The organism is Phytobacter sp. MRY16-398 (assembly GCF_003925915.1).
Taxonomy (GTDB): Bacteria; Pseudomonadota; Gammaproteobacteria; order Enterobacterales; family Enterobacteriaceae; genus Phytobacter; species Phytobacter diazotrophicus.
Genome location: NZ_AP018756.1, coordinates 5685841 through 5700684, shown reverse-complemented (window position 1 = coordinate 5700684; position 14844 = coordinate 5685841). Strand labels below are relative to the sequence as shown.

Annotated in this window: 12 protein-coding genes and 4 tRNA genes; all 16 read left to right on the top strand. The window is 52.9% G+C overall.

All coding sequences use genetic code 11. The annotated features are described in order from the left end of the window. Window positions 1–265 precede the first annotated feature (265 nt). Window positions 266–1525, top strand: coding sequence for a transcription termination factor Rho (gene rho, locus MRY16398_RS27880; protein WP_023479599.1), 1260 nt, complete (start codon window positions 266–268; stop codon window positions 1523–1525). A 244-nt stretch (window positions 1526–1769) separates the two neighbouring features. Next, window positions 1770–2873 (top strand): UDP-N-acetylglucosamine--undecaprenyl-phosphate N-acetylglucosaminephosphotransferase, encoded by a 1104-nt coding sequence (gene wecA / locus MRY16398_RS27875; protein ID WP_039077012.1) that lies wholly within the window; start codon window positions 1770–1772, stop codon window positions 2871–2873. 13 nt (window positions 2874–2886) lie between these two features. Beyond that, the gene (wzzE, locus tag MRY16398_RS27870; RefSeq protein WP_039077013.1) at window positions 2887–3933 is read left to right on the top strand and encodes an ECA polysaccharide chain length modulation protein; all 1047 of its coding nucleotides are present in this window, start codon (window positions 2887–2889) and stop codon (window positions 3931–3933) included. Between the two features lie 56 nt (window positions 3934–3989). Then, on the top strand, window positions 3990–5120 hold the full coding sequence (gene wecB / locus MRY16398_RS27865) for a non-hydrolyzing UDP-N-acetylglucosamine 2-epimerase (protein ID WP_039077014.1): 1131 nt from the start codon (window positions 3990–3992) through the stop codon (window positions 5118–5120). After that, window positions 5117–6379: a UDP-N-acetyl-D-mannosamine dehydrogenase gene (wecC, locus tag MRY16398_RS27860; protein ID WP_039077015.1), complete on the top strand. Its 1263-nt coding sequence runs from the start codon at window positions 5117–5119 to the stop codon at window positions 6377–6379. The genes wecB and wecC overlap by 4 nt, the downstream gene beginning before the upstream one ends. 11 nt (window positions 6380–6390) lie before the next feature. Then, on the top strand, window positions 6391–7068 hold the full coding sequence (rffC, locus tag MRY16398_RS27855; protein ID WP_125125573.1) for a dTDP-4-amino-4,6-dideoxy-D-galactose acyltransferase: 678 nt from the start codon (window positions 6391–6393) through the stop codon (window positions 7066–7068). A 4-nt stretch (window positions 7069–7072) separates the two neighbouring features. Next, the gene (rffA, locus tag MRY16398_RS27850) at window positions 7073–8203 is read left to right on the top strand and encodes a dTDP-4-amino-4,6-dideoxygalactose transaminase (RefSeq protein WP_039077017.1); all 1131 of its coding nucleotides are present in this window, start codon (window positions 7073–7075) and stop codon (window positions 8201–8203) included. Between the two features lies 1 nt (window position 8204). Beyond that, window positions 8205–9455, top strand: a complete 1251-nt coding sequence (gene wzxE / locus MRY16398_RS27845) for a lipid III flippase WzxE (protein WP_071195548.1) — start codon at window positions 8205–8207, stop codon at window positions 9453–9455. Then, window positions 9452–10528 carry a TDP-N-acetylfucosamine:lipid II N-acetylfucosaminyltransferase gene (locus tag MRY16398_RS27840; protein ID WP_039077019.1) on the top strand — a complete coding sequence of 359 codons (1077 nt, stop codon included), beginning with the start codon at window positions 9452–9454 and terminating at the stop codon, window positions 10526–10528. Before wzxE ends, MRY16398_RS27840 begins: the two co-directional genes overlap by 4 nt. Next, window positions 10528–11868, top strand: a complete 1341-nt coding sequence (gene wzyE / locus MRY16398_RS27835) for an ECA oligosaccharide polymerase (RefSeq protein ID WP_107223992.1) — start codon at window positions 10528–10530, stop codon at window positions 11866–11868. Before MRY16398_RS27840 ends, wzyE begins: the two co-directional genes overlap by 1 nt. Before the next feature lie 12 nt (window positions 11869–11880). Continuing rightward, on the top strand, window positions 11881–12621 hold the full coding sequence (wecG, locus tag MRY16398_RS27830) for a lipopolysaccharide N-acetylmannosaminouronosyltransferase (protein ID WP_039077021.1): 741 nt from the start codon (window positions 11881–11883) through the stop codon (window positions 12619–12621). Window positions 12622–12854: 233 nt separating this feature from the next. After that, window positions 12855–14240, top strand: coding sequence for a bifunctional threonine/serine APC transporter ThrP (thrP, locus tag MRY16398_RS27825; RefSeq protein ID WP_039077022.1), 1386 nt, complete (start codon window positions 12855–12857; stop codon window positions 14238–14240). Window positions 14241–14342: 102 nt separating this feature from the next. Beyond that, window positions 14343–14419, top strand: a tRNA-Arg gene (locus MRY16398_RS27820). A 69-nt stretch (window positions 14420–14488) separates the two neighbouring features. Next, a tRNA-His gene (locus MRY16398_RS27815) sits at window positions 14489–14564 on the top strand. 28 nt (window positions 14565–14592) lie between these two features. Continuing rightward, window positions 14593–14678: transfer RNA gene (locus tag MRY16398_RS27810), tRNA-Leu, on the top strand. 37 nt (window positions 14679–14715) lie between these two features. After that, window positions 14716–14792 (top strand) — tRNA-Pro (locus tag MRY16398_RS27805). Window positions 14793–14844: the final 52 nt, after the last annotated feature.

Sequence of the window (14844 nt, the reverse complement as noted above, 5' to 3'; positions counted from 1 at the left end):
TTTAGTTTTGACTTCGTTGTAAACATACCTTGTAGTTTGAATCTTGTGTTACCCGACGCTTCCCGCTGTGCTTTGCCTCGCGAGAGAAGTGGATAGATTCCGGGCTTATCATTTTTCCGTCTTGTCGTTTCAGTTCTGCGTATTTACCTTTGACCAGGCAGCGATTGGACATAAGTGATGGCCGTTAACAGGCATGGATGACCCTGCCATACCATTCACAACATTAAGTTCGAGTTTTACCCCGAGTTTAAGAACCCACACCACTATGAATCTTACCGAATTAAAGAATACGCCGGTTTCTGAGCTGATCACTCTCGGCGAAAATATGGGGCTGGAAAACCTGGCCCGTATGCGCAAGCAGGACATAATTTTTGCCATCCTGAAGCAGCACGCAAAGAGTGGCGAAGATATCTTTGGCGACGGTGTGCTGGAGATTCTGCAGGATGGATTTGGTTTCCTCCGCTCCGCAGACAGCTCCTACCTCGCCGGTCCTGATGACATCTACGTATCCCCCAGCCAAATCCGCCGTTTCAACCTCCGCACTGGTGACACCATTTCTGGTAAGATTCGTCCTCCAAAAGAGGGTGAACGTTACTTTGCGTTGTTGAAAGTTAACGAGGTTAACTACGACAAGCCGGAGAACGCGCGTAACAAGATTCTGTTCGAGAACTTAACGCCGCTGCACGCGAACTCTCGCCTGCGCATGGAACGGGGTAACGGTTCTACCGAAGATTTGACGGCACGTGTCCTGGACCTGGCTTCGCCAATTGGCCGCGGTCAGCGTGGTCTGATTGTTGCACCGCCGAAAGCCGGTAAAACGATGCTGCTGCAGAATATTGCGCAGAGCATTGCCTACAACCACCCGGATTGCGTACTGATGGTTTTGCTCATCGACGAACGCCCGGAAGAGGTGACCGAGATGCAGCGTCTGGTTAAAGGTGAAGTTGTCGCTTCCACCTTCGACGAACCGGCATCTCGTCACGTTCAGGTTGCGGAAATGGTGATTGAGAAGGCGAAACGCCTGGTTGAGCACAAGAAAGACGTTATCATTCTGCTCGACTCCATCACCCGTCTGGCGCGTGCGTATAACACCGTGGTTCCTGCTTCCGGTAAAGTCTTGACCGGTGGTGTGGATGCCAACGCCCTGCACCGTCCGAAGCGTTTCTTCGGTGCTGCACGTAACGTGGAAGAGGGTGGTAGCCTGACCATTATCGCTACTGCGCTTATCGACACCGGCTCCAAAATGGATGAAGTTATCTACGAAGAGTTTAAAGGCACCGGTAACATGGAGCTGCATCTCTCCCGTAAGATCGCTGAAAAACGCGTCTTCCCGGCTATCGACTACAACCGTTCCGGTACCCGTAAAGAAGAGCTGCTCACCACGCAAGAAGAGCTGCAGAAAATGTGGATCCTGCGCAAGATCATTCATCCGATGGGTGAAATCGACGCGATGGAGTTCCTCATTAATAAACTGGCGATGACGAAGACGAACGATGAATTCTTCGACATGATGAAACGCTCTTAATAGAAATAAAGCCAGGAAACGCCACGTTTTTACGTGGCGTTTTTCATTTGTGGACTATACGCTATATGCATTGGGACAGGCACCGTCCGCTACAGGCCAGCTCAACACAAATACCTAAGCAATCACACTATTCTGCTTGCTTAAGAAACATACTAAAACGCCTGTGAATGACCTGCTTTCTTCTTTTTGGAGCGAGGCATCGTCGTTATACTGCCAGGATTAACATTCGCTGAGAGCATGCATTGTGAATTTACTCACTGCGTTTACTGAATTATTCAGTATTTTCTTATTCACGACCGCGTTTTTATTTTTCGCCCGAAAAATGGCGAAGCGCGTCGGTCTGGTGGATAAGCCCAACTTTCGTAAACGGCATCAGGGTTTGATTCCGCTGGTTGGGGGCATCTCAGTGTTCGCCGGTATCTGCTTCACCTTCGGCATTGCTGATTACTACATTCCCCATGCGGTGTTGTATCTGTGCTGCGCCGGGATTCTGGTGTTTGTGGGGGCGCTCGATGACCGCTACGACATCAGTGTCAAAATTCGCGCAATGATTCAGGCAATTATTGCGATCGTAATGATGTCGGTTGGTAAACTTTACCTCAGCAGTCTGGGCTACATCTTTGGTACCTGGGAAATGGTGCTGGGGCCCTTTGGTTATCTGCTGACGCTCTTTGCCGTTTGGGCTGCGATTAACGCTTTCAACATGGTTGATGGTATTGACGGTTTGCTGGGAGGATTGTCCTGCGTCTCCTTTGCCGCCATCGGCATCATCTTGTGGTTTGATGGTCAAATCAGCCTCGCGATGTGGTGCTTTGCCATGATTGCCGCAATCCTGCCGTACATCATGTTGAACCTCGGCGTACTGGGGCGGCGCTATAAAGTCTTTATGGGCGATGCCGGCAGCACCTTTATCGGTTTCACACTTATCTGGATTTTACTTGAGACTACGCAGGGTAAGACCCACCCTATAAGCCCGGTTACCGCGTTGTGGATTATCGCGATCCCATTAATGGATATGGTGGCGATCATGTATCGTCGCTTGCGTAAAGGGATGAGCCCGTTCTCAGCGGACCGCCAGCATATTCACCATCTTATTATGCGCGCCGGGTTTACCTCACGGCAGGCCTTTGTGTTGATTACACTTGCCGCGGCGCTGCTGGCGTCGGTTGGTGTATTAACCGAATACCTTCACTTCATTCCTGAATGGGTGATGTTGGCATTATTTTTGCTATCCTTTTTCTTATATGGCTACTGCATCAAACGCGCATGGAAAGTGGCGCGGTTGATAAAGCGTGTGAAGCGCAGAATGCGCCGTAATAGCGGTCACAAACCAACCTTAACCAAGTAAATCTGGGAAAGCGATGACTCAACCATTGTCGGGAACAGCTTCAGCGGGTACGGAAAACGAGCTGGATATTCGTGGTCTTTTTCGTACTTTATGGGCCGGAAAATTATGGATTTGCGGGATTGCGCTACTGTTTGCGTTAATCGCCTTAACGTGGACATTCTTTGCTCGTCAGGAGTGGGGGGCAACAGCCATCACTGATCGTCCCACGGTAAACATGCTGGGTGGCTATTATTCACAGCAGCAATTCCTGCGTAACCTGGACGTTAAAGCGAGTCTCGCACCTGTAGACCAGATTTCTGTCATGGATGAAGCGTATAAAGAGTTTGTGATGCAACTGGCGTCATGGGATACACGGCGTGACTTCTGGATGCAGACGGACTATTTCAAGCAGCGGAAAGTCGGTAACAGCAAAGCGGACGCCGCAATGTTGGATGATTTAATCAATTACATCCAGTACACGCCGGGCGATGTGACGCGTAACCTTAATGACAATGTCAAACTGACGGCTGAAACTGCGCCTGATGCTAATAATTTGTTGCGTCAGTATGTGGCTTTTGCCAGCCAGCGCGCTGCACGCCATCTGAACGATGAGCTTAAAGGAGCATGGGCGGCCCGCACTATCCAGATGAAAGCGCAGGTGAAGCGTCAGGAAGAGGTTGCCAATACCCTTTTTAATCGCCGCGTGAGTAGCGTCGAGCAGGCGCTGAAAGTGGCAGAAGAACACAATATCTCCCGCAGCGAAACAGAAGTCCCGGTGGATGAACTGCCGGATTCTGAGATGTTTTTATTAGGCCGCCCAATGTTGCAGGCGCGCCTGGAAAATTTACGTGCGGTAGGGCCTGAGTACGATTTGGACTACTTCCAAAACCGAGCCATGCTTAATACGCTGAATGTGGGCCCTACGCTTGATCCCCGCTTTCAGACTTATCGATATTTGCGCACACCTGAAGAACCGGTAAAACGCGACAGCCCGCGTCGTGCCTTCCTGATGATCATGTGGGGTGTGGTAGGGGCACTCATCGGAGCTGGTGTTGCATTAACGCGTCGTCGATCATTTTGACACGCAATCTAAGATGAAGGCTTCGTGCCTTCATTACCTAATCGAAGAGAATCGTTGTGAAAGTACTGACCGTATTTGGCACACGACCGGAAGCCATTAAGATGGCGCCTCTGGTACACGCGCTGGCAAGGGACCCTGATTTCGACGCGAAGGTATGCGTCACTGCGCAGCATCGGGAAATGCTCGATCAGGTATTGAAACTTTTTTCTATCGTTCCGGATTACGACCTGAATATTATGCAGCCCGGGCAGGGACTGACAGAGATTACTTGTCGTATTCTGGAAGGGCTTAAACCTATCCTGGAATCTTTCCGTCCTGATGTCGTATTGGTTCACGGCGACACGACAACCACTATCGCTGCAAGTCTGGCTGCGTTTTATCAGCGCATTCCGGTCGGGCATGTGGAAGCAGGGTTGCGTACAGGGGATCTGTCATCGCCGTGGCCGGAGGAGGCCAATCGCACGTTAACTGGCCATCTGGCGCTGTATCATTTCGCGCCGACGGAAAACTCCCGCCATAACTTGCTGCGGGAAAACGTTGCGGATAAACATATTTTTGTTACCGGCAATACCGTTATTGATGCGCTGTTTTGGGTGCGGGATAGCGTCCTGAACAACCCTTCGCTTGAGGAGGAACTGGCATCACGTTATCCCTTCCTCGACAGCAATAAAAAACTGATTCTGGTTACCGGGCACCGTCGTGAGAGTTTTGGTCTCGGCTTTGAGCATATTTGTCATGCGCTGGCGGAAATTGCTTCACAGCATGATGATGTGCAGATTGTTTATCCGGTACACCTTAATCCCAATGTCAGCGAACCCGTGAACCGCATCCTCGGTCATGTGGAAAATGTCACGCTGATAGAGCCGCAAGACTATTTACCCTTCCTGTGGTTAATGAATCGCGCCTGGCTGATTCTCACCGATTCCGGTGGTATTCAGGAAGAAGCCCCTTCGCTGGGTAAACCCGTTCTGGTGATGCGTGACACCACCGAACGCCCGGAAGCCATTGAAGCCGGGACCGTCAGGTTAATTGGCACCGACAGCCAGCGTATCGTTGAGGAAGTCTCACGCCTGCTTTATGACAATGATGCCTGGCAGGCCATGAGCCATGCGCACAATCCGTATGGAGACGGGCAGGCCTGTGGTCGAATTTTGCATGCACTAAAAAACAATCGGGTAACACTATGAGTTTCAAAACGATTTCCGTCATTGGCCTTGGCTATATTGGACTGCCAACTGCGGCGGCTTTCGCCTCACGGCAAAAAGAGGTAGTAGGGATTGATGTTAATCCCCATGCCGTGGAGACCATTAATCGCGGGAAGATTCATATTGTTGAGCCTGAACTGGACATGGTCGTTAAAACCGCCGTTGAAGGCGGCTGGCTGCGCGCCAGCACGACGCCGGTGGCAGCGGATGCCTATTTAATTGCCGTTCCCACCCCTTTTAAAGGCCAACACGAGCCGGATATGACTTTTGTCGAAGCGGCGGCAAAATCCATTGCGCCTGTGCTGAAAAAAGGCTCACTGGTTATTCTTGAATCGACATCGCCGGTGGGTGCGACGGAGCAAATGGCAGAGTGGCTGGCCGCTGCTCGTCCGGACTTAACTTTCCCACAGCAGGTGGGAGAGCAGGCAGATATCAACATTGCCTATTGCCCGGAGCGCGTTCTGCCCGGCCAGGTCATGGTTGAGCTTATCAAGAATGACCGGGTCATTGGCGGTATGACGCCCGTATGCTCGGCACGCGCCAGCGAGCTGTATAACATTTTCCTCGAAGGCGAGTGTGTGGTGACAAACTCCCGCACCGCTGAAATGTGCAAATTGACGGAAAACAGCTTCCGCGACGTGAACATCGCGTTTGCTAATGAATTGTCGCTCATTTGCGCCGACCAGGGCATCAATGTCTGGGAACTGATTCGCCTGGCTAATCGCCACCCACGCGTGAATATTCTGCAGCCTGGCCCCGGCGTAGGCGGCCACTGTATTGCCGTCGATCCGTGGTTTATTGTGGCACAGAACCCACAGCAGGCCCGCTTGATTCGTACCGCGCGTGAAGTGAACGATAGCAAACCACACTGGGTATTGAACCAGGTTAAAGCAACCGTCGCCGATTGCCTGGCCGCAAGTGATAAGCGTGCCAGCGACATTAAAATTGCCTGTTTCGGTCTGGCATTTAAACCCAATATTGACGACCTGCGTGAAAGCCCGGCGATGGAAATTGCCCACAGTATTGCCGGGTGGCATAGCGGTGAAACGCTGGTGGTAGAGCCGAACATTCATCAGTTGCCTCCGCGTCTGGCAGGCCAAAGTACGCTGGTCAGTCTTGAGGACGCAATGGCGCAGGCTGATGTGCTGGTCATGCTGGTCGATCACAAAGAGTTCAAAGCCATCGCGGGTGACAATGTGCGCCAGCAATACATTGTGGATACCAAAGGCGTATGGCGCTGAGGTCACCTCCCATGACACTACACGGCTACATTGACGAACTGGCATGGGAGAGTGAATTCTTTGGCCTGCGCAGCGCCATCGTGCGTTTGCAGGAGGATGCGCCAGCGCTTGATGCTTCTGCGTTCGACGGCTGGCCGCGCCTACAGGCGAAAATTTCCGCATCCAATACACAACAGCTTGATGCTCTGCAACATTTTGGCTTTCGGCTGGTCGAAGGCGAAGCGGATTTCGCATTATCGGTTCCGCTACAGGCTGTTAATCCGCAGGCGCAGACGGCGGTAGCCGGTGATATCACACCGTTACGCCAGATGGCGGAAAATATGTTCAGTCAGAGCCGCTTTCGCGCGCCCTGGTACCCTGAGGAGGCCAGTGGGCGTTTTTACGCGCAGTGGATTGAAAACGCGGTGAAAGGCGTATTTGACCATGAATGTCTGCTGTTTCGCGGAGCAAATGGCGATATCGAGGCTTTTGTCTCCCTGCGTCAACTCAATGAACAGGAAGCCAGGATCGGTTTACTGGGCGGGCGTGGCGCGGGGGAAAAATTGATGCAGGCGGCCTGTTATTGGGCGCAACAGCGGCAACTTAAGACAATCCGTGTGGCGACGCAGATGGGCAATCTTGCGGCTATCAGACGCTACACTCGCAGCGGTGCGATAATGGAAAGCACCGCCTACTGGTTATACAGGTGACTCTATGATCCCTTTTAATGCACCTCCTGTGGTGGGAACGGAACTCGACTACATGCAGTCGGCGATGGGCAGCGGCAAACTTTGCGGTGACGGTGGTTTTACCCGTCGCTGCCAGCAGTGGATGGAACAGCGTTTCCATAGCCCGAAAGTGCTACTGACCCCCTCCTGTACGGCATCGCTGGAGATGGCGGCGTTGCTGCTGGATATTCAGCCTGGCGATGAAGTGATCATGCCAAGCTACACCTTTGTTTCTACCGCTAACGCTTTTGTACTGCGTGGCGCGAAAATCGTCTTTGTGGATATCCGCCCGGATACGCTGAACATCGACGAAACTCGTATTGAAGAGGCCATCACGGAAAATACCCGCGCCATTGTGCCGGTTCACTATGCCGGTGTGGCCTGTGAAATGGACACCATTATGGCGATTGCCAAACGGCATGATCTGTTTGTGGTGGAAGATGCCGCGCAGGGTGTGATGTCCACCTATAAAGGTCGGGCGTTGGGCACTATCGGGCACATTGGCTGCTTTAGTTTCCATGAAACCAAAAACTACACCGCGGGCGGTGAAGGCGGCGCGACGCTGATTAACGATCGCGCGCTGGTTGAACGCGCGGAAGTCATCCGCGAAAAAGGGACCAACCGCAGTCAGTTCTTCCGTGGGCAGGTGGATAAATACACCTGGCGCGATATTGGCTCGAGCTATCTGATGGCGGATTTGCAGGCGGCCTATCTATGGGCGCAGCTCGAAGCAGCAGATCGTATCAATCAGCAGCGTTTGTCCCTGTGGCAAACCTATTTCGATGCTTTGTCGCCGCTGGCACGCGCCGGGCGTATTACGCTGCCGTCGATTCCCGAAGAGTGCGGGCATAACGCCCATATGTTTTATATCAAACTGCGTGACGAAGAAGATCGCAGCAAGCTCATCGCCTTCCTCAAAGAGGCCGAGATTCTCTCTGTGTTCCATTATATTCCGCTGCACGCATCACCTGCCGGGGCGAAATTTGGTGAGTTCCACGGTGAGGATCGCTATACGACGCAGGAAAGTGAGCGTTTGCTTCGTCTGCCTCTGTTCTACAATCTCGCCCCTGTTAACCAGCGTACCGTGATTAACACGTTACTGAGCTATTTCCGCTAACATGTCGCTGGCAAAAGCTTCTGTCTGGACGGCGGCAAGTACTCTCGTCAAGATTGGCGCCGGGCTACTGGTGGTTAAACTGCTGGCGCTGGCCTATGGCCCCTCCGGGGTTGGGCAGGCGGGTAATTTTCGCCAGTTGATCATTGTGCTCGGCGTGCTTGCAGGCGCAGGTATCTTTAATGGCGTGACGAAATTTGTCTCCCAACACCATGATGACCCCACGCGACTACGTGAGGTCGTCGGCACGTCTTCTGCCATGGTGCTGGGCTTCTCAATGCTGCTGGCGCTGATCTTTTTACTTGCGGCGGCGCCGATCAGTCGCGGCTTGTTTGGTCATGCCGATTACCAGGGGCTGGTGCGGCTGGTGGCGCTGGTGCAAATGGGAATTGCCTGGGCGAACCTGCTGCTGGCGGTGATGAAAGGCTTTCGCGATGCGGCGGGTAACGCGCTGTCACTGATTATTGGTAGCGTGGTGGGGGTGGCCGCCTGGTATCTTTGCTACAAACTGGGTGAGTATCAGGGAGCATTGCTTGGTATGGCGTTGGTGCCTGCGCTGGTGGTCTTCCCGGCGATGCTGTTGCTGGTGCGCCGCAGCCACGTTCCATTAAGCTATTTTCGCCCACGCTGGGATAACGGGCTGGCCGGGCAACTCAGCAAATTCACTCTGATGGCGCTTATCACGTCTGTCACGATCCCGCTGGCCTATGTGATGATGCGAAATTTGCTGGCTGCCCATTATAGCTGGGACGACGTGGGGATCTGGCAAGGGGTAAGCAGTATCTCCGATGCTTATCTACAATTTATTACCGCCTCGTTTAGCGTGTATCTGCTTCCTACTCTCTCGAGGCTTGCCACAAAACAGGACATCACCCGCGAGATCGTGAAATCGCTGCGCTTTGTGTTGCCTGCAGTGGCGGCCGTGAGTTTCTGTGTCTGGTTGCTGCGCGACGTGGCTATCTGGCTGCTGTTTTCTGACAAATTTACGGCGATGCGTGACCTGTTTGCCTGGCAACTGGTTGGGGACGTATTGAAAGTGGGCGCTTACGTTTTTGGTTATCTGGTTATCGCGAAAGCCTCGCTGCGCTTTTATATTCTGGCGGAAGTGAGCCAGTTTGCATTGCTGACGCTTTTTTCCCGTCTCCTGATCCCGACCCACGGTGCAGCAGGAGCGGCGCAGGCCTATATGGCAACCTACATAATTTATTTCGCCCTCTGTTGTGGCGTGTTTTTACTCTGGCGTAGACGGGCATGACGGCACTCATACACGTACTGGGATCGGATATCCCTCATCATAATCACACCGTGCTGCGTTTCTTTAATGAACATCTCGCGGCAACGGGCATCCATGCCCGTGAATTTATGCTCGCCGGAAAGGACGACGGCATGAGTGACGCTTACCCGAACCTGCATTTGCATTTTTATGGCAGTAAGCAGGCGCTGGCGAAGGCCGTTATTGCCAAAGCGCAGGCCGACAGGCAGCAACGTTTCTTTTTTCACGGTCAATTCAATACCGGTATCTGGCTGGCACTGCTACGCGGGGCGATTAAGCGCTCGCAATTTCACTGGCATGCCTGGGGGGCCGATCTGTATGAGGTCTCCCGTAGCCTGAAATTCCGCCTGTTTTACCCGTTGCGGCGTCTGGCGCAGGCAAGGGTCGGCACTATCTTCGCGACCCGTGGCGATCTGGCCTGGTTTGCAGACCGGCACCCGGATGTACGCGGTGAGTTGCTGTACTTCCCAACGCGTATGGACCCGGCACTCAACACGCTGGGCTATGAAATGCAGCGCGAGGGCAAGCTGACGCTATTGGTGGGGAATTCCGGCGATCCCAGCAATGAACATATCGCCGCCTTAAAAGCGATTCATCGGCAGTTTGGTGATACGGTAAATATCATTGTGCCCATGGGCTACCCGGCAAATAACGAAGTCTACATTGAGCAGGTTCGTCAGGCCGGGCTGGCACTGTTTAGCCCGGACAATTTGCGTATCCTGAACGAGAAGATGGCGTTTGATGATTACCTGACACTATTAAGCCAGTGCGACCTGGGTTATTTCATCTTCGCGCGCCAGCAAGGTATCGGCACGCTATGTCTGTTGATTCAGGCGGGTGTGCCTTGTGTGCTAAACCGCAAGAACCCGTTCTGGCGGGATATGGTGGAAGAGGGCGTTCCAGTGCTGTTTACCGATGATCTGCTCAATGAAGCGATCATTCGTGAAGCGCAACGTCAGTTGCTGGCGGTCGACAAAGATACCATCACCTTCTTTAGTCCGAACTTTATTGCACCCTGGCATCAGGCACTGTGCATTGCCGCAGGGGAGGCGTGATGAGTCCGCTTGAATTCAGTGGGTTACTGATCATCTGGCTGCTGGCGACGCTGTTTATCGCCACATTGACGTGGTTTGAGTTCCGCCGCGTGCGCTTTAATTTCAATGTCTTTTTTTCATTGCTGTTTTTGCTAACGTTTTTCTTCGGTTTTCCATTGACCAGCATCCTGGTGTTTCGCTTCGATGTTGGCGTGGCACCGCCTGGCGTTATGCTACAGTCGTTGCTGGCTGCGGCCTGTTTTTACGGTGTGTACTATGTGACGTATAAAACACGGTTACGTGCGTCATCCCGTGCGGATGAACGCCGTCCTCTGTTTACCGTCAATCGGGTGGAGACGCATTTAACCTGCGCGATGCTGATGATTCTTGCGCTGGTGAGTGTGGGTATCTTTTTCATGCATAACGGCTTTTTGCTGTTCCGTCTGCATTCCTATAGCCAGATTTTTTCCAGTGAAGTTTCTGGTGTCGCGCTCAAGCGGTTTTTCTATTTCTTTATCCCCGCTATGCTGGTGGTCTATTTTCTGCGTCAGGATGGGCGGGCGTGGCTGTTCTTCCTGGTCAGTACCGTGGCGTTTGGCCTGCTGACCTACATGATTGTCGGCGGGACGCGCGCTAACATCATCATCGCTTTCGCTATCTTCTTGTTTATCGGGATTATCCGTGGCTGGATTTCGCTGTGGATGCTGGCAGCGGCGGGGGTAATGGGCATTGTCGGCATGTTCTGGCTGGCGCTTAAACGCTACGGGCTCAATGTCAGCGGTGATGAGGCGTTTTACACTTTCTTATATCTCACCCGCGATACCTTCTCGCCCTGGGAAAATCTGTCGTTGCTGCTGCAAAATTACGACAAGATCGATTTCCAGGGATTAGCTCCGATCGTTCGTGATTTCTATGTCTTTATTCCCACCTGGCTGTGGCCTTCACGTCCTGGCATTGTGTTGAATTCGGCGAACTATTTTACGTGGGAAGTGTTGAATAACCACTCGGGCCTGGCGATTTCCCCCACCCTGATTGGCTCACTGGTGGTAATGGGCGGTGTCTGGTTTATTCCGCTGGGTGCGGTAGTGGTTGGGCTGATTATCAAGTGGTTTGACTGGTTGTATACCCTTGGCAATCGGGAGACCAACCGCTATAAGGCCGCCATTTTGCACAGTTTCTGTTTTGGTGCCATCTTCAACATGATCGTGCTGGCGCGTGAAGGGCTGGACGCATTTGCTTCTCGAGTGGTCTTTTTCCTCGTCATCTTTGGCGCCTGCCTGCTGACGGCGAAACTGTTGTACTGGCTGTTTGATAGTGCCGGGTTGATTAACAAGCGCGGCACCTCTTTGTCGCGGGTCTGACTAAGGATACGAATGACTGACAACACAGTGGCTCCGGTGTATGAGCTACGTGGGCTGAAATTGATTGGCTGGCGTGATATGCAACATGCACTGGACTATTTATATGCCGGTGGCGCACTTAAGGAAGGAACCCTGGTCGCCATCAACGCTGAGAAAATGCTCACTATTGAGGACAACCCGCAGGTGAGGTCGCTGATTGAGGCGGCTGAATTCAAATATGCCGATGGTATTAGCGTGGTGCGATCGATCCGGAAGAAATTTCCGCAGGCACGCGTTGAGCGTGTTGCGGGGGCCGATCTCTGGGAAGCGCTGATGGAAAGAGCGGGTCGCGAAGGGACGCCGGTATTTTTGTTGGGCGGAAAGCCAGAAGTGCTGGAGCAAACGGAAGATAAGCTGCGTAAACAGTGGCAGGTCAATATCGTTGGCAGCCAGGATGGTTATTTCCGTGCCGAAGACAGGCAGGCGCTGTTTGAGCGGATTCGTGCGAGCGGGGCGAAAATCGTGACCGTCGCGATGGGCTCACCGCGCCAGGAGATACTGATGCGTGACTGCCGCGAAGTCTACGCTCACGCCCTCTATATGGGCGTCGGCGGCACCTACGACGTCTTTACCGGTTATGTAAAACGAGCGCCGGGCATCTGGCAACGACTGGGGCTTGAGTGGCTGTATCGCCTGCTTTCGCAGCCGAGCCGCGTCACCCGACAGCTACGTCTGCTGCGTTACTTGTCCTGGCATTACCGCGGCAATCTATAATTTTCTCCTGCCATGCCCCGTTGATATGGGGCATTCGCTTTTTTATTGTGCGATACCCAGATTTTTTTTACACATCATTTGCCATTTTCATCATTTTAAGAAACCATTCGCTCACTCAATGCATCATCCCAGTATATTTTGCGCGGTTATCGCCTCCGGGATGGCTTTGACGCACGTTATTCTCATAAAAACAACCCGCACAGCGGGAAAGTTGCAAACACGACAGAGGTTATATGGCTGAAAACAAACCCGAGCTCCAGCGCGGCCTGGAGTCTCGTCACATTGAATTGATTGCCCTGGGCGGCACGATAGGGGTGGGGCTCTTTATGGGGGCCGCAAGCACCCTGAAATGGGCTGGTCCTTCCGTGCTACTGGCGTACATTATCGCCGGGCTTTTTGTCTTCTTCATCATGCGCTCAATGGGCGAAATGCTCTTCCTGGAACCCGTTACCGGTTCATTCGCCGTTTATGCGCACCGCTATATGAGTCCCTTCTTTGGATATCTTACCGCCTGGTCCTACTGGTTTATGTGGATGGCGGTTGGTATCTCGGAAATTACGGCCATTGGCGTCTATGTGCAGTTTTGGTTCCCGGACCTGGCACAGTGGATACCCGCGCTGATTGCCGTTGGGCTGGTTGCAGTCGCGAACCTGGCGGCGGTGCGTCTGTACGGTGAAATCGAATTCTGGTTCGCAATGATCAAGGTCACCACTATCATCGTGATGATTATCGTGGGACTGGGCGTTATCTTCTTTGGTTTTGGTAATGGCGGTCACGCGATTGGTTTTAGCAATCTGACTGAGCACGGCGGCTTCTTTGCGGGCGGCTGGAAGGGGTTCCTGACGGCGCTGTGTATCGTTGTGGCGTCTTACCAGGGCGTAGAGCTTATCGGTATCACCGCCGGTGAAGCGAAAAACCCGCAAGTGACGCTGCGCAGCGCGGTAAGCAAAGTGCTGTGGCGTATCCTGATTTTTTATGTGGGCGCGATTTTCGTTATCGTGACTATCTTCCCGTGGAATGAGATCGGCACTAACGGTAGCCCGTTTGTTCTGACTTTCGCCAAAATCGGCATTACCGCAGCGGCAGGTATCATCAACTTTGTTGTGCTGACGGCTGCACTGTCTGGCTGTAACAGCGGTATGTACAGCTGTGGGCGAATGCTCTATGCACTGGCGAAAAACCGTCAGCTACCGGCGGGTGTGGCGAAAGTGTCGAAAAACGGCGTTCCCGTTGCCGGCGTGACCATTTCTATCATCATCCTGCTGATTGGCTCCTGCCTGAACTACATCATTCCTAACCCGCAGCGCGTGTTTGTCTATGTTTATAGCGCCAGCGTACTACCGGGTATGGTACCGTGGTTTGTGATTTTGATTAGCCAACTGCGCTTCCGCCATGCGCATCGTCAGGCGATTGCCAGCCATCCATTCCGCTCCGTGCTGTTCCCGTGGGCGAACTACGCGACCATGGCTTTCCTGGTGTGCGTGCTGATTGGTATGGCCTTCAATGACGACACCCGTATGTCACTGTTTGTGGGTATCATCTTCATGGCAGCAGTGAGCGTTATTTATAAGGTGCTGGGTTTAAACCGCCACGCTGTGACGCAGCGAGTGGGGGAATAATCAGCAAAATGCGCAAAGCATAACCAAACGCGCATTTTATTTAAAAAGGCACTAGACAGAGGGGGGGGAAGTCCGTATTATCCACCCCCGCAACGGCGCTAAGCGCCCGTAGCTCAGCTGGATAGAGCGCTGCCCTCCGGAGGCAGAGGTCTCAGGTTCGAATCCTGTCGGGCGCACCATTTAACCCGGTGCTTGATGAGCTGCGGTGGACTGTGAAATCACAGGGCCGCGTGAAAAGATTTGTAGTGGTGGCTATAGCTCAGTTGGTAGAGCCCTGGATTGTGATTCCAGTTGTCGTGGGTTCGAGTCCCATTAGCCACCCCATTATTTAGTAGTAAAAGTTTCGTGGAATGCGAAGGTGGCGGAATTGGTAGACGCGCTAGCTTCAGGTGTTAGTGTCCTTAGGATGTGGGGGTTCGAGTCCCCCCCCTCGCACCACAACTTAGATTGAACAAAAATTCAAAAAGCAGTACATCGGCGAGTAGCGCAGCTTGGTAGCGCAACTGGTTTGGGACCAGTGGGTCGGAGGTTCGAATCCTCTCTCGCCGACCACTTTTGAACCCCGCTTGAATAAAGCGGGGTTTTTTGTTTTTTGCATTCTAAA

What these genes read in the sequence shown, in the direction of transcription:
- rffC (WP_125125573.1), top strand. Translation starts at nt 6,391, where the DNA reads ATGACACTACACGGCTACATTGACGAACTGGCATGGGAGAGTGAATTC.
- MRY16398_RS27840 (WP_039077019.1), top strand. Translation starts at nt 9,452, where the DNA reads ATGACGGCACTCATACACGTACTGGGATCGGATATCCCTCATCATAAT.
- rffA (WP_039077017.1), top strand. Translation starts at nt 7,073, where the DNA reads ATGATCCCTTTTAATGCACCTCCTGTGGTGGGAACGGAACTCGACTAC.
- wzyE (WP_107223992.1), top strand. Translation starts at nt 10,528, where the DNA reads ATGAGTCCGCTTGAATTCAGTGGGTTACTGATCATCTGGCTGCTGGCG.
- wecG (WP_039077021.1), top strand. Translation starts at nt 11,881, where the DNA reads ATGACTGACAACACAGTGGCTCCGGTGTATGAGCTACGTGGGCTGAAA.
- rho (WP_023479599.1), top strand. Translation starts at nt 266, where the DNA reads ATGAATCTTACCGAATTAAAGAATACGCCGGTTTCTGAGCTGATCACT.
- wecC (WP_039077015.1), top strand. Translation starts at nt 5,117, where the DNA reads ATGAGTTTCAAAACGATTTCCGTCATTGGCCTTGGCTATATTGGACTG.
- wzxE (WP_071195548.1), top strand. Translation starts at nt 8,205, where the DNA reads ATGTCGCTGGCAAAAGCTTCTGTCTGGACGGCGGCAAGTACTCTCGTC.
- thrP (WP_039077022.1), top strand. Translation starts at nt 12,855, where the DNA reads ATGGCTGAAAACAAACCCGAGCTCCAGCGCGGCCTGGAGTCTCGTCAC.
- wzzE (WP_039077013.1), top strand. Translation starts at nt 2,887, where the DNA reads ATGACTCAACCATTGTCGGGAACAGCTTCAGCGGGTACGGAAAACGAG.